This is a genomic window from Streptomyces sp. NPDC057616, assembly GCF_042800575.1.
In the GTDB taxonomy this organism is placed as follows: Bacteria; Actinomycetota; Actinomycetes; order Streptomycetales; family Streptomycetaceae; genus Streptomyces.
The window spans coordinates 115931-133439 of the sequence record NZ_JBHVGU010000007.1 but is presented as its reverse complement, the minus strand read 5'-3'; the positions used below and the strand labels follow the sequence as shown (position 1 = coordinate 133439).

Sequence of the window (17509 nt, the reverse complement as noted above, 5' to 3'; positions counted from 1 at the left end):
ATCACCAGCCAACCGGACCGGACGGCGCACAAGGATGGGACTGTCCTCCGAATGAGGGGTGTACGTAGGCCCCCTGCGCGACACATTCGACTCCCGTCGAATGGTGTGGACGGGACATGTCGGCCTTCGTCATTTTGGTGGGCACGGAGGCCCTGACCTGGGTTTCCACGTCGAAGGGAAGTCGACATGTCTGCAAGCGAACACTCCACCATGACCCGTCCGCGCCGTTCCCGCCGTAGCCGGGTCGCCGGTGCGCTCGTCGCCGTCGCGGCGGTCGGGGCGCTGGCCGGAGCGATGGCCGAACCCGCGAGCGCGGGGTCCGCGCCGGCCGCCCCGGCGACCGCGAAGCTGCTGAACTGCGGCTGGAACGAGGCCGGCGGCAACGACGGGCGCGCCTCCTACGAACACTGCGCGACGGACACCAACGTCTGGATCCAGGTGACGCGGTGGGCCCGGGGCGACTACCACCGCTGCGTCGGCCCGGGCCGCACCATCCTGGACTACGACGCCACGGGCGCCTGGTACGACAGCACCTTCCGCGGCGGGCTGTGCTCCCACCCCGGCGACACCGCCTGACCGCGTTCGGTCCCTCGATCCGCATGACGTAGGCGCAGGCGTGGGGGTGTGACGCTCACCACATCCCCACACCCTCGCGTCACGCTCTGAACAGGGACAACACACGTCCCACCCATGTCTCTTGGCGCACCCGTCCGAAGAACTGTTATCCGAGACCCACCGAACGGTCTCCCAGGTATCGGGCAGGATCGTTCGACGTCGAGGACGGGAAGCTTTCATGAGTACACAGCGCACGGTGGAGCCGGCAGCCCTGGTGGCCGCCGCCCGAGGGGGCGATCCGGATGCTCAGGACGCCCTGGTCGCTGCGTGTCTCCCGCTCGTCTACAACATCGTGGGCCGGGCGCTGAACGGTTCGGTGGACGTCGACGACGTGGTCCAGGAGACCATGCTGCGGACGCTGGACGGACTCGGCGGGCTGCGCGCCCCGGAGAGCTTCCGCTCCTGGCTCGTGGCGATCACGATGAACGAGGTCCGCAAGCACTGGCAGGACCGCCGGCTCGCGACGGGCGGTGTGGAGGATGCCGTCGAACTCGCCGATCCTGGCGCCGACTTCGTGGATCTGACCATGGTCCAGCTGCAGCTGTCGGGCCAGCGCCAGGAGACCGCCCGCGCCACCCGCTGGCTGGAGCCGGACGACCGCGGACTCCTCTCGCTGTGGTGGCTGGAGTGCGCGGGCGAGCTGACCCGTGCCGAGGTCGCCGCCGCCCTGGAGCTGTCGCCGCAGCACACGGCCGTACGGGTGCAGCGGATGAAGGCGCAGCTGGAGGCGGCGCGCGTGGTGGTGCGGGCCCTCGACGCGCAGCCGCCGTGCGAGGAACTGCGCGGCATGCTCGGCGCCTGGGACGGCCGGCCCTCGGCCCTGTGGCGCAAGCGAATAGCCCGGCACGCCCGCGGCTGCGTCCGCTGTTGCGGGCTGTGGAGCGGGCTGATGCCCGCGGAGGGACTGCTGGCCGGGCTGGCGCTGGTCGCCATGGCGCCCTCGGTGCGGGAGAACGTGCGCGCCGTCTGCGGCGGAATCGCCGAGGCGGGGACGTCCGTCGCCGGACCGGCAACCTCGCGTGGTCACGGGGGACACCGTGCCGGGCGCGGCCGGGGCGTCTCCCGCAGCGAGGCGCGCCGGCGCCGTCGCAACCGGCGCCGGGCCGTCGGCGGCGCGGTCGTCGCGGCCTGCGTGGCGGGCGGCGGCCTCTGGTACTTCGGCACGGACAACGGGATCGGGGGCACCGAGGGGACGACCGCGGAACGGGCCGCGGACGCCCCCGTCGCCGACCTGTCGGAATCGAGCGCCGCCCAGACCTCTCCGGCAGTCGCACCTTCTCCGTCGCCCTCCGCGTCCACGCCCAGGAAGGCCGCCGCCTCCAAGACCACGCATCCGGCGAAGAAGACCGTGCCGAGCGCCCGGGCGTCCGCCACCCCCACCAGGAGCCCGCTCGCCGCGCCGCAGGTGTCGTCCACGCCCTCCGACACCGTCGCCCAGGTCGTCGCGCTGGTGAACCAGGAGCGGGCGAAGGCCGGTTGCGGTGCGCTCGCCGAGGACCCGCAGCTGGAGCAGGCCGCGCAGGGCCATTCCGACGACATGGCGGCCCGCGGCTTCTTCGACCACACCAACCCGGACGGCGCCGACCCCGGGCAGCGCATCACCGCCGCGGGCTACAAGTGGTCCACGTACGGCGAGAACATCGCCCAGGGTCAGCAGACCCCGCAGGCGGTGATGGAGTCCTGGATGAACAGCCCCGGCCACCGCGCCAACATCCTCAACTGCTCGTTCAAGGACATCGGCGTGGGCGTCCACAAGGGCACGGGCGGCCCGTGGTGGACACAGGACTTCGGCGCGAAGCTCTGACGCGGGGAAACTCCGACGCGGGGAGGCTCTGACGCGGGGAAGCTCCGACGCGGAGAAGCTCTGACGCGAAGTAGAGGCGCCGCCCGTCGCGACGGCCCGCCGTCCGCAGGTCAGGACGCCGGCTGATCCGGTGCGGGACGTGCCGACCGCACGATGAGGGACCGCAGCTCCTCCACGGCCCGCACACGCGCCCCGGACAGTTCCGGCGAGGTCAGCGCGGCCGCCGTGACGGGGACGGGCCGCGGGGTGCGGGCGCGCCGGCACCCGGCGCTCCACCGGGCCCTGACCCCCATCCCCGACGTCAGGGCCGGCGACTCCGCCTGGTGGCACTGCGACATGATCCACAGCGTGGCCCCGGTGGAGAACCAGCAGGGCTGGGGCAACGTCATGTACATCCCCGCCGCCCCCTGGTGCCCGCCCAACGAGACCTACGCGGCCTCCGTCCGGGAGGCCTTCACCACCGGTTCCAGCCCCGGCGACTTCCCCGAGGAGCACTACGAGCGCTCCTGGACCGGCCGCTTCACCCTCGACCAGCTCAACGACACCGGCCGCCGCGGCCTGGGAATCGCCTGATCCGGCACGGGAGCTGACGGTGGGCGCGCGGAGGCGGCCCGTCACAGCATGACATGCTTGACCTGGGTGTAGTCGAGCAGACCGGTCAGGGACAGGTCGCTGCCGTGGCCGGAGTGCCGCACACCGCCGTGCGGCATCTCTGACACCGTCGTGCCATGGGTGTTGACCCAGACGATGCCCGTGGCCAGGGCGCGGCTCGCCCGCATCGCACGGTCGTGGTCGCGCGTCCACACGCTCGCCGCGAGCCCCTGCGGGACGTCGTTGGCCAGCCGGAACGCCTCGGACTCGTCGGCGAAGGGCTGGACGGTGACGACCGGACCGAACACCTCCCCCTGGACGATCTCGTCCCGCTGCCGCACTCCCGCCACCACGGTGGCCTGATGGAAGTACCCGGGGCGGGGGAGCGCCGCTCCTCCCGCTACGACCTCCGCGTGGTCCGGCAGCCGCTCCAGCATCCGTCCCACGGCGGCGAGTTGGGCGGCGTTGGCGAGCGGACCGAAGTCGGCGTGCGGGTCGTCCGGCGCTCCGGGCCGCCGCCCAGCGGCCCGCTCGGCGAAGGCGGACAGGAACGTGTCGTGGACCCGCCGGTGCACCAGGATCCGGGTGGCGGCCGTGCAGTCCTGGCCCGCGTTGTAGAAGGAGAGGGACGACAACTGCTCCACGGCGTCGTCGAGATCGGCGTCCTCGTGGATCAACACCGGTGCGTTGCCACCGAGTTCGAGGTGGAGCCGCTTCAGGTCCGCCGCCGCCGCGGCGGCGATCTCCTGTCCTGCGCGGACACTGCCCGTGACGGCGACCAGCCGGACCAGCGGATGGACGACGAGCGAGCGGCCCGTGTCCCGGTCGCCGCACACGACGTTCAGCACACCGGGCGGCAGATGCTCGGCGGCCAGCCGGGCCAGGAGCACGGCCGACGACGGCGTGGTGTCGGACGGCTTGAGGACGACCGTGTTGCCGGCGGCCAGCGCCGGCGCGACCTTCCACACGGCCATCATCAACGGGTAGTTCCACGGCGTGATCTGCGCGCACACGCCCACCGGCTCACGGCGCAGGATCGACGTACGGCCCGGGGTGTACTCGGCGGCCGCCGCACCCGGCAGGTTGCGGGCGGCCCCCGCGAAGTACCGCAACACGTCGACGATCGCCGGGAGTTCGTCCGCCAGGAACAGGGCGCGCGGCTTCCCCGTGTCCGTCACCTCGGCATCCGCCGGCGCGTCCGCCTCGCGTTCCAGGGCGTCCGCGATGCGCAGCAGCGCGGTCTGCCGGTGCCCGGGAGACGTGGCCGCCCAGCCGGGGAACGCCTGCCCGGCCGCGCGGCAGGCCGCGTCCACGTCCTCGGGACCCGAGAGCGGAGCCGTGCCGTGCGGGAGGCCGGCGGCGGGGTCGATGAGGGCCAGCGTGCGGTGGGAGGCCGCCGGCACCTCTTTGCCGTCGATGTGGTTGAGGCGGTCAGCCACGGCGCAGGGCCTCCTTCGCGGCGGCGCGGCCGGTGCGGACGGCACCCTCCATGTATCCGGCGACCCACTGGTCGGAACCGCAGACGTAGAAGGGCGGTTCGTGGGTGCCGTGCAGCGGGCCGACCGCCATCACCTCGCCCGGCGGCCACTGGGTGACGTAGCCCTGGGTCCAGGGGTCGGTGCCCCACAGCCGCAGATGGCACGCGTCCGGGTGGAGCGCCTTGTCGCCGAACAGGGCGGCCACCTCGGCCAGGAGTTCCGGGATGCGCAGGTGCGCCGGGGTCCCCAGCAGGACGCCGTAGCGCTCGGGCGCGACGAGCGCCGACAGGATGCCCTCGCTCTGCGGCCAGGTGCTGCCCAGGACGCCCTCGGACTCCGAGAGGCCGTCGAGGTCGTCGGCGCGCCAGAAGGGATCGCCGTAGACGGCGGCGAACTTCGCGGCGACGGCCTGGCGTTGACGATGCAGGGACGCCAGGCGGGCGTCGCTGACGCCGGTGACGGCGACCGACCGCAGCGGTCCCACCGGCAGGGCGCTCACCACGGCATGTGCGGTGAGGATCTCCCCGGTCGCCAGACGTACGGTGCACCGGCCGGGGCGGACGCCGAGCGCGGCGACGGGCGCGCCGAGCCGGACACGCGGGCCCAGTTCGCGGCCCATCACCTCGGCGAGCGTCGCCGAACCCGAGGCCAGCCGCAGTCCCTCCCAGTCCTCGTAGTCGTAGTCACCCGTGCCCGAACCGGGCACCGCGGCGCTCTTGCGCAGGGCCGCCAGCAGGGAGATGCGCTCGTAGGAGCCACCGGCCAGGGCGAGTTGGCCGATGTCCCACAGGCGCACCACGGCGGGGGATGCCTGCTTCGAGCGCAGCCAGCCGGCGACGGAGAGGCGGTCCAGGGCGGCGGCGTCGGGATGCGACCAGGGGTCGTCGGGGTCGACCGTGGCGGCCAGGGCGCCGAACTCCCGGCTGAGCTCGGCGTGCTGGGCCGCGTCGCCGTTGCCGAACCAGTGCGGCGGCTCACCGGCCGAAAGCCCCTCCGGCGTGGCCCGGGTCATGCGGCCGGGCTCGGCGACATAGCTGGGGATCAGCTCCAGGCCGAGTTCCTCGGCCAGTTGGAGATAGGCGGTGTGTCCCTGGCCGACCACCTCGCCGCCGAGCTGGACGGTACGGCCGTCGGGTGTGCGGGTCTGCTCGACCCGGCCGCCGACGCGGTCGCGGGCCTCCAGGACGAGCACGTCGGTGCCGGCGGCCGCCAGGTCGCGGGCGGCGGAGAGCCCGGCGAGACCGGCGCCGAGCACGATCACGTCGTGATGCATGGATGTCGCTTTCGATCGGGGAGCGGGCTCAGGCCAGGACCAGGCAGTGCTCGGGACGCCAGCCGAACTCCACGGTCTCGCCTCCGCTCCAGCGGTCCTCCATGCGGGCGCGGTCCGTGTTCTGCTCCAGCACCGACAGGGTGACGCCCGGGGCGAGTTCGATGAGATACGTCGTGGTCGGGCCGCTGTAGACGGTCTCGCGGAGCTGCCCGCTCAGCTTCGACATGCCCGGTTCGAAGTCGGACAGCCAGATCTTCTCGGGGCGCACGGACACGCTGACCGCGGTGCCGTCGCTGATCTCCGACCGGGTGCCGACGGGCAGCGCGGGGCCCTGCTCCAGGGCGACCCGGCCGTCGCGGTAGGTGCCGGTCATCAGGTTGGAGGTGCCCATGAAGGAGGCGACGAAGCGGCTGGCGGGGTGCTCGTAGATGTCCTCGGGGGTGCCGCACTGCTCGATGCGGCCCTCGTTCATGACCGCGATCCGGTCGGACATGGTCAGCGCCTCGTCCTGGTCGTGGGTGACGAAGACGAAGGTGATGCCGACCTCGCGCTGGATCTGCTTGAGCTCCACCTGCATCTGGCGGCGCAGCTTCAGGTCGAGGGCCGCCAGCGGTTCGTCGAGGAGCAGCACGGCCGGCCGGTTGACGAGCGCCCGGGCGAGCGCGACGCGCTGGCGCTGGCCGCCGGAGAGGGTGCGGGGCCTGCGCCCGGCGAGTCCGTCGAGCTGCACCAACTCCAGCATTTCGCCGACGCGTTGGCGTATCTCGGTCTTGGCGACGCCCTTGCGCTTGAGGCCGAAGCCGACGTTGTCCGCGACGCTGAGGTGGTCGAAGAGGGCGTAGCTCTGGAAGACGGTGTTGACGTTGCGCCGGTTCGGCGGCAGGTCGGTCACGTCCTCGCCGTTCAGCAGCACCAGGCCCTCGGTGGGGTCGGTGAACCCGCCGATCATGCGCAGCGAGGTGGTCTTGCCGCAGCCGGAGGGGCCCAGCAGGGAGAAGAAGTGGCCGGCCTCGATGTCGAGGTCGAGACGGTGGACGGCGTAGGAGTCCGCGAACTGCTTGGAGACGCCGTCGAGCCGGACAGCGGGGGTCGCGTCCATGGGGTTCACTCTCCGGAGAGGATGTCGAGGCCGCCGCGGCGGCCGAAGAGGCGCGGGATGAACAGGGCCAGGGCGATCAGGGCGATGGAGCCCGCGAGCATCAGCGTGCCGACCGCGTTGATGGTGGGCTGCACCCCGAAGCGGATCGCCGAGTAGATCCGCACCGACAGCGGCTGCGGGTCGACGCCGGTGGTGAAGTAGGCGAGCACGAAGTCGTCGAAGACCAGCGCGAAGATCAGGACGGCGGAGGCGAGCACCGCGGGCAGCAGGGCCGGCAGGGTCACCAGCCGGACCGCCTGCCAGCGGGTGGCCCCGAGGTCCATGGCGGCCTCCTCCACCTCCGGGTTCAGCGCGGCGACCCGGGAGCGGAGGATGACGGTGACGTAGGAGATCGAGAAGGTGATCTCCGCGAGCATCACCGTGCCGGTGGACAGGGCGACGCCCAGGCCCTTGAACAGCAGCATCGACGCGACGCCGGTGACGATCTCGGGCGTGATCAGCGGCACCAGCATGATCAGGCCGGCCAGGGAGCCGAGCCGGGTGCGGCAGCGGACCAGGCCGAGCGCGAGGGCCACCCCGAGGACGACCGAACCGGCCATCGCCACCAGGGAGATGCGCAGGCTGGTGGTGAGCGACGCGATGAGGACGTCGTCGTGGACGAAGGCGCGGTACCAGCGCAGGCTGAACCCGCCGAAGACGGTCAGGGACTTCTTGGAGTTGAAGGAGAACAGCGCGACGACGCCGATGGGCAGGTAGAGCAGGGCGAAGAAGAGCGCAGTGACGGCGACGAGGAGGCGCGGTCTGCGGTCGGCGCGGCCACGGCGGGTGCGGGACTTGGCGGCCGGGCGGGCCGGCGCGGTGGCGGCGGGCAGTTTGACCATGGTCATCGGCGGGCCTCCGCCTCGTCCTTGCGGGTGCGCCGCAGGTAGCCGAACATCCCGATCAGCAGCACCAGCATCAGCAGCATGGTGAGCGCGGAGCCCAGTGGCCAGTTCTGGCCCTGGAAGAACTTGTCCTGGATGAGGTTGCCGATCATGATCTGGTCCGGCCCTCCCATGAGTTGCGCGCTGACGAAGTCGCCCATCGCGGGCAGGAAGACCAGGACGAGCCCGGCCGCCGCGCCCTGCCGGGTGGCGGGCAGGGTGACGAAGAAGAAGGTGCGCACCGGGCCGCCGTACAGGTCGCGGCCGGCCTCGATGAGGGAGACGTCGAGACGCTCCAGGGCCGCGTACAGCGGGATGATCATGAAGACGACGAAGCCGTAGACGAGTCCGGCGACCACGCCGACACCGGTGTTGAGGATCTTCGTGCCGGAGTCGGCGAGTCCCACGGCGCGCAGGGTGCGCAGCACCGGGCCGTCGTCGGACAGGACCACCGACCAGCCGTACATCCGCACCAGGTAGTTGGCGAAGAACGGCACGACGATCGCGGCGATCAGCGCGTGTTTGTAGCGGCCGCCGTACAGGGCGATCGTGTACGCCACCGGGTAGGCGATCAGCAGGCAGATCGCGCAGGTCAGCAGGGCGTAGCCGAGGGAGCGGGCGAGGACCTCGGTGTAGGCGGGGTCGGCGAGGGCGCGCACGCCGGACAGGTCGAAGCCGAAGCGGGGGTTGCCGAGTTCGTCGGTGGTGCCGACCGCGAGGACGGCCACCAGGGCCAGGGACGCGATCAGGAAGCCGGTCATCCACAGGGTGCCCGGCAGCATGAACCAGACCCACATCCGGTTGCCCGAGGCGTCGCGGCGGCGGGTACGGGCGGACGGTCGCAGCAGGGTCATGGCTCAGCCCGCCTTCACATGGGTCCAGGCGGTGTCGCGGGCGTCCTCCGCGGCACGCGTGCCGTTGCGGAAGAACAGGTCCGCCTTCAGGTCGTCCTCGGTGACCAGGCACTCGGGGAACGGCCTGACCAGCTCGGCGTAGACCTTCTCGGAGCCGGCCACCGGCATCGGGTAGCCGATGTACTCGATGTTCTTCTTCACGTTCTCCGGCCGCAGCATGTAGTCGATGAAGAGCATCGCGGTGCCGGGGTGGGGCGCGTTCCACGGGATGGCGTAGCAGTCGGAGTTGATCGGCGTGCCCTCCTTGGGGGCCTGGAAGCCGAACACCGAGGGGTCCTTGGCCTGGTTGAGCATGGCGGCCATGTCACCGCTCCACGCCTGCGTCATCAGGGCGTTGCCGTTGAGGAGGTTGTTGTAGCTGTCGCTGGAGAAGCCGCGCAGCCGCGGCCGCAGGCTGCCCAGCAGGGAGGTGATGCGGTCCAGGTCGCCCCGGTCGCCGGTGCTGACGCCCAGGCCGAGTTCGAGGGCGGCCATGCCGAGCACCTCGTCGCGGTCGTCCAGCAGGAAGACCTTCCCCTTGACCTTGTCGCTCCACAGGTCCTTCCAGGAGCCGGTCAGTTCACCGATGCGGTCGCGGCGCCAGCCGATGCCGGTCTTGTACGCGGTGAAGGGCACGGTGTGCGCGGAGCCGGGGTCGTACCAGGGGTCGGCGAAGTAGGAGGAGTGGCCGAACACCGCGGGGGAGTTGGACAGTTCGGTGTGGTCGATACGGCGCAGCCGGCCGCCGCGGACCAGGCGCTGGGCCCATTTGGCGGTGGGGAAGACGATGTCGTAGCGGTTGCCGGCGTTGAGCTTGGCGACCATGCCCTCCATCGAGTCGAAGTTCGACTGGACGACCCGGACGCCGTGCTCCTTCTCGAAGCCCTTGAACACGGACGGGTCGACGAAGTCGGCCCAGTTGAAGTAGATGAGATCGCCGTCGACGCGCGCCTTGACGGGCGCGAGCTCCTGCGCGTCGGGCCTTCTCGCGGGCATGAACCCGCAGCCTCCGGCCGCGGCGCCCAGCAGACCGCAGGCGCCTGCCCGCAGTACTGCGCGTCGGGTCGGTGGGGGTACCTCGGGGGACATCGAACGTCCTCTCCGTCGAGGAACGGCACTGCTCCAGGGCTGGACCGGCTGGTCGGCTCGACGGAGGCCCTGACTCCGTGGGGAAGACCGGTCTGGAAAGGGTGCGGGCGTGCGTCAGCGGGGGAGGGATAAGCCCGTCCGCGGGCGTACGGCGAAGGGTGCGCGGAAGGTCGTCACGGCGTGGCCCCCTCCAGATCGTCGCGGACGCGGCGGGCGAACCAGCCGACGGCCACCTCGCGCTGCGAGAGCGGGCCCGGCTCGTAACCCGGCGTGTTCAGCCCGTCCTGCACGCGCTTGACCAGCTCGACGTCCTCGTCGTTGGTGCCCCAGCCGATGTGGATGTTCAGCCTGCGGGCCAGCCGGGTGCGGACGCTCTCGCCCTGCCGGGTGTAGAAGGCGCCCGGGGTCGCCGCCCGGTCCTGGGCGGTGGGCAGGGCGGTCCACGCGAGCACGTGGTCAGGGTAGAAGTCGATGAGCGTGTTCGGATAGATCACGGCGTACCGCCAGACCCGCCGGTCCGCCTCGTCCAGGCCCGGCATCGGCGTCGCGAGGCGCTGGTAGAGCCGCTCGGTCCAGTTCGACGAGGGCTTGTCGCGCAGCGGCGACTCGAACAGGACGTAGTTCCCCCGCACGTCCACCGTGTACGCCTGGTAGTCGAGCAGCCGCATGAGCGAGGGATGCGCCACGGGGACGTGGTACCCCTCGAGATAGTTGTCGACGATCACCTTCCAGTTGGCGTGCTGCTCCTCGCCGCCGGCCAGGTCGTGGATGCGGTGCCTGCCCACCGGGACCAGGTCGGGCCCGGCGTAGCGGCCGACGGCCTCGGCGAGTCCGGCGCAGCTCTCGGCGAGCGGGGTCGCCTCCAGGTCGAGGTTGACGAAGACGAAGCCGAGGAAGGACTCGACGTTGACCGGGTGCAGCCCGAGCCGTGGCTTGTCCAGGCAGGGGATCCGGCGCGCCTCGGGGGCGCCGACCAGCCGTCCGTCCAGCTTGTACGTCCAGCCGTGGTACGGGCAGCGGATCGCCTTGCCCGACGGTTCGGGGCCGGTGACCAGGCGGGTGCCGCGGTGCCGGCAGACGTTGAGGTGGGCGGCGAGCGTGCCGTCCTCGGTGCGGACGACCAGGACCTCCCGGCCGGCGGCGGTGGCGGCGAGACGCGCGCCCGGGCCGGGGAGGTCGGATTCGTGGCAGACCAGCTGCCAGGACCTGGCGAAGATGCGCTCGGTCTCGGCCGCGGCGACGGCCGGATCGGTGTAGTAGCGGGCGGCGAGCGCTTCCCCGGGGTGACCGGGCGGCGCCTGCCCGGCCTGCTCGGAGGGCGTCTCCGGCGGGGCCGGGGACGGGGCGGCTGCCCGGGTGGTCGAGGGGTGCATGGGGTGGTCCTCCTCCGCGCCGCGGCGGCGGCGATGGGCGGTGAGGCTGGGGACGCGGCCGGACGCGGTGCGCGACAGGTGCGGGGGTGCTGACCTGCCGCAGTCCGGCTGACTGATTGATTAGTCAGAGTGAGGGGGCGGGGGAATCAAGTCAAGACTTGTGGCCTGACTAATTGATTAGTTAGTGTCGTGGTAGGACGGATCGCCCGAGCCTTCGGACGGCTCCCGGCGCCGTCCGCCGGACCGCGAATCTGCGACGGTCCACGCCACCGCCACCCGACTCCGGACGCCCGGAGCCGGTGCGCCTCCGGAGGCACCATGAACGCTCGCCGAAGTCTCGTGTGGCTCGGCCTCACGCCCGAGCCCGAACAGGAACTGCCCGCCGCGGTGGCCGCCCTGCGGGCCCGGACCGACCGCCGTCCGCCGACGGCCCTCGTCGCCGCCGAGCGGCGGCGCGTCGAGCGGCTGGTGCTGCGCGGCACCCAACGCGGCTGGCTGCGCTACCTCGGCGAGGTCACCGACCTGGTCGTCGAGGCGGCGGCGCTGCCCGCGTCCACCGACCCGCGCCCGGCCCTGCTGGCCGGCGAGGTCGTCCTCGACCACCACCGCATGCTGATCGGCCTGCCCGGCCAGGGCTACGACTGCACCGCCGGCCAACGGCGGGACCTGGAAGGGGCGTTGGCGCACCTGAGATCCCGCGCGCGGAGCGCGCCCCGATCCGAGCACTGGAGCACCGTATGACCGGCGTCTTCTCCCTCCTTCCCGAAGGGCGGCCCGGCCTCCTTGCCGTGCCCGGCGACGGCCCGTCGTATCCCGCCGCCGGCCGCACGCCGCCGGCCGAGCCCGACCTGCTGCTCGACCGGATCGCCGCCTGCGGGCTGCGCGGCCGCGGGGGCGCAGGATTCCCCGCCGCCGTGAAACTGCGCGCCGTGCGGGACGCGGCGGGGCGGCCTGTCGTCGTCGCCAACGGCGAGGAGGGCGAGCCGGGTTCGGTCAAGGACCGCTGGCTGCTGCGGCACCGGCCGCACCTGGTCCTGGACGGACTGCGGCTGGCCGCGTCCGTCACCGGTGCCGCACGCGGGTACGTCCATCTCTCCGACGGGCAGGCCGAGCAGGCCGTCCGGCGGGCACTCGCCGAGCGTCCCGCGGACGTGCCCGTCGAGGTCGTACGGACCGGGCACACCTATGTCGCGGGGGAGGAGACCGCGGTCGTCCGGCGCATCGACGGAGGACCGGCGCTGCCCACGGCGAAGCCGCCGCGCCCGTTCGAGAGCGGCGTCGGCGGTCAGCCGACCCTTGTCGCCAACGTGGAGACGCTGGCCCGTATCGCGCTGATCCACGCCCGGCCGGACGACGCCGCCGAGGTCGCCGGCGCGCATCTCGTGACGCTCTCGGGAGCTGCTGGTGCCGCGCTCGTGGAGGCGCCCGCCGGTACGCACCTCAAGGTCCTCGCCGATCTGTGCGGGCACGGCCGGGCCGAAGCGGTCCTGCTGGGCGGCATGTTCGGCGGTCTGCACGGTCCGGGGTGGCGGGACCTGCCCTGCGACCACGACGGCCTGGCCGCGGCGGGCGGCGCCCTCGGCTGCGGCGCGCTGCACTTCCTGCACCCCGAGGACTGCCCGGTCGCGGTGGCCGCCGAGGCCGTGACCTACCTGGCGGCACAGAGTGCCCGGCAGTGCGGGGTGTGCGTGTCCGGCACCGGAGCGCTCGCCCGCACCCTCACCGCCGTCGCCCGCGGCGAGGCGAACGACGACACGACTTCCCAACTGCGCCGCTGGTCCGAGCGGTTGCCCGGCCGGGGCGCCTGCGGACTGCTCGACGCCGCCGCGCGGACCGTCGCCACCCTGCTCACCCACTTCCCGGACCGCGTCGACGCCCACCGCGGCTCCCCGTGCCGCGCCTGCACGGCTCCCCTGCCCCACGACGGACGCCGCTTCACGGTCCGCGTGCCCTGACCTTCAAGCCCGCTCGCTCGAAAGGACCGTCCCATGAAACTCCTGCTGGACTCCACCCGTTGCCAGGGCTACGGCCTCTGCCAGGAACTCGCGCCCGAACTGATCGATCTCGACGAGTGGGGCTATGCGCAGGTGCGGGTCGCCGAGGTGTCCGCCGAGGGCGAGGAGATCGCCGCTGCCGCCGTCGCCGCCTGCCCCAACTCCGCGCTGCGGCTGGTGAAGTGAGATGGGGCGCGACCTGTCGGCCCTCTTCGACCCCGTCTCCGTCGCCGTCGTCGGAGCCAGCGACGACCCGGCCAAGTACGGCCACGCCATCGCCGCGCAGGCCGTCCGCGCCGGCGATCGCCGCCCCGTGCACCTGGTCAACCGCCGCGGCGGCACGGTGCTCGGCCGTACCGCCGCACCCAGCCTGAGTGCGATCGGCGAACCCGTCGACCTGGCGGTGATCTCCGTGCCCGCCCGCGGTTTCGAGGACGCCGTCGACGAGGCCCTGCGCTGCGGGGCCCGGGCGATCGTCGCGATCACCGCCGGCTTCGCCGAGACCGGCGACGCGGGCCGGACGCGCCAGGCCGCCGTCGCCGAGCGGGTGCGCGCCGCCGGTGCCGTGATGGTCGGGCCCAACTGCCTCGGCCTGGCCGACAACACCACCGACCTCTTCCTGGCCTCGGGCACCTTCGCCCCCGGCGGCGTCGCCCTGCTCAGCCAGAGCGGCAACCTGGCCCTCGAACTCCAACTCCGCTTCGCGCCGCACGGTTTGGGCTTCTCCCGATTCGTCTCGCTCGGCAACCAGGCCGACGTCACCCTCGTCGACCTGCTCGCCGACTGCGCCCGGCACGACGGCAGCCGCGCCATCGCCGTCTACGCCGAGGACTTCGCCGACGGGCGGGCCTTCGCCGAGGCGGCCGCCGCAGCGGACAAGCCGGTTGTTCTGCTCACCGCGGGCCGCGGTGACGCCTCCGCGCGCAGCGCCCTGTCGCACACCGGCGCGCTGACCACCTCGGCCGACGTGGTGGCCGCCGCCTGCCGCGACGCCGGCGTCGAACTGGTCGCCACCCCGCGCGAACTCGCCGTGGTCCTGGCCGCGTCGGACGGCGCACGGCACTCACCCGGCCGCCGGGTCGCCGTGCTCACGGACGGCGGCGGACACGGCGCGGTGGCCGCCGACGCCGTGGAGACGGCCGGGCTCGCCGTGCCCGAACTCCACGAACCCACCCGGCGGACGCTGCGGGAGACCCTGTGGGAGCAGTCGGCCGTCGCCAACCCGGTGGACCTCGCCGGCATGGGCGAGCAGGACCCCGGCTCGTACGCGGCGACCGTGGACGCACTGCTGGCGGCCGAGGAGGTCGACGCCGTGCTGATGACCGGCTACTTCGGCGGCTACACCGCCACCGAGGGCGGGCTCGGCGGAGGCGGCACGCCGCTCGCGGAGGGGGAGCAGGAGGCCGCGCGCCTCATCGCCGCACGGCATCACGCGACCGCCAAGCCCCTGGTGGTGCAGTCGATGTATCCCGAATCCCCCAGCTGCCGCACCCTCGCCGCCGCAGGCATCCCGGTCTTCGACGCCACCGAGGACGCCGCCCGCGCCCTCGCCGCGACGGCACCGCGCGCCCCGCGCCCCGGCATCGCACCCCTGCCTCCGGCGGCCGTACCGCTCGCCGAGGTCGGCTACATGGAGACCCGCAGAGCCCTGGAGGCTGCCGGACTCGCCTTCCCCGCCGCCCGCGAGATCCACGACGAGGCCGAACTCCTCGCCGCGGCAGCGGAGTTCACGGGACCGTACGCCCTCAAGGCCCTCCACCTCCTGCACAAGTCCGACGCGGGCGGAGTTGCTCTGGGCCTGGCCGGGCCCGCCGAACTCCTCGCCGCCCACCGGGAGATGCACGCCCGGCTCGGCGCACCCGCGTACTCCGTCGAGGCCATGGCGGACCTCGCCGACGGCATCGAGCTGATCGTCGGCGTCAACCGCGACCCGCGCTTCGGCCCGGTCGCCATGGTGGGCCTCGGCGGAGTCCTGGCCGAGGCGCTGCGCGACGTCGCCTTCACGCTCGCTCCCGCGCCCGCCGCCCACGCACAGCGTCTGCTGCGCGGACTGCGCACCGCCGCGCTCCTCGACGGCACGCGCGGCCGCCCGCCCGTCGACGTCGCGGCCGCGGCGGCAGCCGTCGAGACCATTACCGCGTTCGCCGCCGCACACCCCGAGATCGCCGAACTCGAGGTCAACCCCCTTCTCGTACGCCCCGACGGGGTCCTCGCCCTGGACTCCCGGGCCGTGCTCGCCTGACCGGTCCCGCCCAGCCCCTGCCCGTCCCTGTCCGCTCACGGAGGGTTCCCATGGACTTGCGCTACACCCCCGAACAGGCCGACCTGAAGCGTCGCGCCGCCGCCTACGCCCGGCTGCTCATGCGGTACGAGGACCAGTCCGAGCAGGCCGGCGGCCCCCTGCCGCAGCAGCTCGTGACCGAACTGACCCGCGCCGCCATGGACGCCGGTGTCTACGCCATCAACATGCCCGCCGAGTGGGGCGGCGCCGGGCTCAGCCTCCTCGACCAGGTCATCGTGGAGGAGGAGTTCGGCAAGGTCACCAACTGCCTGTGGGACATTCCCTGGAGGCCCGCCAACGTCCTCGCCCAGGGGGACGAGCGGCAGCGCGAGACGTACCTGCTGCCCGTGATCCGCGGGGAGCGGTTCGACGCGTTCGCCGTCACCGAGCCGGGCGCCGGCTCCGACCCGTCCTCCGGCACCTCCACCGCCGACCGCACCGACGGCGGCTGGCTGCTCAACGGCGAGAAGTGGTTCGTCACCTGCGGCGACATCGCCGACTTCCTGCTGGTGCAGGCGGACGCGGGACCGGACCGGCTGCCCACGCTGTTCTTCGTGGACAAGGCCGCGCCCGGCGTGACGATGACCCGGGTGCCGCACTTCATGCACTCCGCCGTCAACGGGCACCCCGAATTCACCTTCACCGACGTCTTCGTGGCCGACGAGGACGTGCTCGGCGGCGTCGGCAACGGCTACGAGCTCACCAAGGAGTGGTTCACCGACGAACGCCTCATGATCGCGGCCCGCACGGTCGGCGCCGCCGAGCGCGCGCTGGAGCTGGCCCGCGACTGGGCCGTGGAACGCGAGCAGTTCGGGGCGCCGATCGCCTCGTACCAGCTGATCCAGGGCATGCTCGCCGACTGCGCCGTGGACATCGCCGTCAACCGCGCCTACACCCACCAGGTCGCCTGGGAGGCCGACCAGCCGGGCACCGACCGCAAGACCCTGCACGCGAAGGCGTCCACGGCCAAGCTCGCCGCCAGCGAGGCGGCCGGCCGGGTCGCCGACCGGTGCCTGCAGATCTTCGGCGGCCGCGGCTACGACCGCACCTACCCCGTCGAGCGCATGTACCGCGAGCTGCGCGTGGACCGGATCTGGGAGGGCACCTCCGAGATCCAGCGCCTGATCATCGCCAACGAGCTGGTCAAGCGCGGCACCCGCGCCCTCGCCCTGCCCACGCACTGACCGCGCCCCCCACCTGCGCGTCCCCCCTCCCGGCCCCGAACTCACCCATCCCGCCGCCACATCGAGGACTTCCATGGACTTCCGTCTCACCCCGCGCCAGGCACAGCTCAAGGCCGACGCCCGCGCCCTCACCGACTTCATCGCCGGCTACGAGCTCCAGTGCGAGGAGGACAACGGCCTGCCCGCCGACGTCCACGCCAAGGTCCGCGACGCGGTCCTCGACGCGGGGCTGCAGGCCGTCAACATGCCCGCCGAATGGGGCGGCGCCGGCCTCACCATCGCCGAACAGGCCACTGTGCAGGAGGAGTTGGGACGCCTCACCGGCGCCCTGTGGGACATGGTGTGGCGGCCCGCCAACGCGCTGCGGTTCTGTACCCCGGCCCAGCGCGAGCGCTTCCTGATCCCGGTGATCAAGGGCGAGCGGCGCGACTGCTACGCCGTCACCGAGCCCGGCGCCGGCTCGGACCCGCAGAACCTCACCACCACCGCGACCAGGAACGACCGCGGCTGGGTCCTCGACGGCGAGAAGTGGTTCGTCACCGTGGGCGACCACGCCGACTTCATGATCGTGCTCGCCGCGGCCGGCCCCGGGCGCGCCCCCACGCTGTTCCTCGTCGACAAGGACACCCCCGGCATCGAGATGACGCGCGTGCCGCGCTTCATGCACACCTTCGTCTACGAGCACCCCGAGTTCACCTTCACCGACGTCCAGGTCGACGAGGACGCCGTGCTCGGCGGCATCGGCGAGGGCTACGACATCACCCGCTCCTGGTTCACCGAGGAGCGTCTGATGATCGCGGCCCGCACCACGGGCGCGGCCGAGCGCGCGCTGGAGCTGGCCCGCGACTGGGCCGTGGAACGCGAGCAGTTCGGGGCGCCGATCGCCTCGTACCAGCTGATCCAGGGCATGCT

Annotated in this window: 16 protein-coding genes; 9 read left to right on the top strand and 7 right to left on the bottom strand. The window is 72.8% G+C overall.

Going from position 1 to position 17509, the window contains the following annotated elements; genetic code table 11:
- The first annotated feature begins 186 nt into the window (after positions 1–186).
- The 3 genes from ACFU97_RS10860 to ACFU97_RS10850 all read left to right on the top strand — a co-directional run bounded on the left by ACFU97_RS10860 (position 187) and on the right by ACFU97_RS10850 (position 2992).
- On the top strand, positions 187–576 hold the full coding sequence (locus tag ACFU97_RS10860) for a DUF6355 family natural product biosynthesis protein (protein WP_384253787.1): 390 nt from the start codon (positions 187–189) through the stop codon (positions 574–576).
- A 217-nt stretch (positions 577–793) separates the two neighbouring features.
- Positions 794–2419 (top strand): sigma-70 family RNA polymerase sigma factor, encoded by a 1626-nt coding sequence (locus ACFU97_RS10855; RefSeq protein WP_384253785.1) that lies wholly within the window; start codon positions 794–796, stop codon positions 2417–2419.
- Between the two features lie 153 nt (positions 2420–2572).
- Positions 2573–2992, top strand: coding sequence for a YbiU family protein (locus ACFU97_RS10850; protein WP_384253782.1), 420 nt, complete (start codon positions 2573–2575; stop codon positions 2990–2992).
- A gap of 41 nt (positions 2993–3033) precedes the next feature.
- On the opposite strand, the gene ACFU97_RS10845 is transcribed toward ACFU97_RS10850, so the two are convergent.
- The 7 genes from ACFU97_RS10845 to ACFU97_RS10815 form a co-directional block, all read right to left on the bottom strand.
- Positions 3034–4449, bottom strand: coding sequence for an aminobutyraldehyde dehydrogenase (locus tag ACFU97_RS10845; RefSeq protein WP_384253780.1), 1416 nt, complete (start codon positions 4447–4449; stop codon positions 3034–3036).
- Positions 4442–5761, bottom strand: coding sequence for a flavin monoamine oxidase family protein (locus ACFU97_RS10840; protein WP_384253777.1), 1320 nt, complete (start codon positions 5759–5761; stop codon positions 4442–4444). The genes ACFU97_RS10845 and ACFU97_RS10840 overlap by 8 nt, the downstream gene beginning before the upstream one ends.
- 28 nt (positions 5762–5789) lie before the next feature.
- Complete coding sequence (locus ACFU97_RS10835) at positions 5790–6860, bottom strand: ABC transporter ATP-binding protein (RefSeq protein WP_384253775.1); 1071 nt, start codon at positions 6858–6860, stop codon at positions 5790–5792.
- A 5-nt stretch (positions 6861–6865) separates the two neighbouring features.
- Entirely contained in the window at positions 6866–7747 is an 882-nt protein-coding gene (locus tag ACFU97_RS10830) for an ABC transporter permease (RefSeq protein WP_384253773.1), read from the bottom strand.
- Positions 7744–8637 (bottom strand): ABC transporter permease, encoded by an 894-nt coding sequence (locus ACFU97_RS10825; protein WP_384253771.1) that lies wholly within the window; start codon positions 8635–8637, stop codon positions 7744–7746. The genes ACFU97_RS10830 and ACFU97_RS10825 overlap by 4 nt, the downstream gene beginning before the upstream one ends.
- 3 nt (positions 8638–8640) lie before the next feature.
- The gene (locus ACFU97_RS10820; RefSeq protein WP_384253768.1) at positions 8641–9672 is read right to left on the bottom strand and encodes a spermidine/putrescine ABC transporter substrate-binding protein; all 1032 of its coding nucleotides are present in this window, start codon (positions 9670–9672) and stop codon (positions 8641–8643) included.
- A gap of 266 nt (positions 9673–9938) precedes the next feature.
- The gene (locus ACFU97_RS10815; protein WP_384253766.1) at positions 9939–11138 is read right to left on the bottom strand and encodes an aromatic ring-hydroxylating dioxygenase subunit alpha; all 1200 of its coding nucleotides are present in this window, start codon (positions 11136–11138) and stop codon (positions 9939–9941) included.
- A gap of 318 nt (positions 11139–11456) precedes the next feature.
- Here ACFU97_RS10815 and ACFU97_RS10810 point away from each other — a divergent pair, with 318 nt between their 5' ends.
- The 6 genes from ACFU97_RS10810 to ACFU97_RS10785 all read left to right on the top strand — a co-directional run.
- Positions 11457–11879, top strand: coding sequence for a hypothetical protein (locus tag ACFU97_RS10810; protein ID WP_384253764.1), 423 nt, complete (start codon positions 11457–11459; stop codon positions 11877–11879).
- A complete protein-coding gene (locus ACFU97_RS10805) occupies positions 11876–13093 on the top strand; it encodes an NADH-ubiquinone oxidoreductase-F iron-sulfur binding region domain-containing protein (protein ID WP_384253761.1) in 1218 nt (405 codons plus the stop codon). Before ACFU97_RS10810 ends, ACFU97_RS10805 begins: the two co-directional genes overlap by 4 nt.
- A gap of 33 nt (positions 13094–13126) precedes the next feature.
- Positions 13127–13318, top strand: a complete 192-nt coding sequence (locus ACFU97_RS10800; protein WP_384253759.1) for a ferredoxin — start codon at positions 13127–13129, stop codon at positions 13316–13318.
- Between the two features lies 1 nt (position 13319).
- Positions 13320–15374: an acetate--CoA ligase family protein gene (locus ACFU97_RS10795; RefSeq protein ID WP_384253757.1), complete on the top strand. Its 2055-nt coding sequence runs from the start codon at positions 13320–13322 to the stop codon at positions 15372–15374.
- 50 nt (positions 15375–15424) lie between these two features.
- Positions 15425–16597: an acyl-CoA dehydrogenase family protein gene (locus ACFU97_RS10790; RefSeq protein ID WP_384253754.1), complete on the top strand. Its 1173-nt coding sequence runs from the start codon at positions 15425–15427 to the stop codon at positions 16595–16597.
- 73 nt (positions 16598–16670) lie between these two features.
- Positions 16671–17509, top strand: an 839-nt coding sequence (locus ACFU97_RS10785; RefSeq protein ID WP_384253752.1) for an acyl-CoA dehydrogenase family protein, incomplete at its 3' end; no start/stop codon positions are given.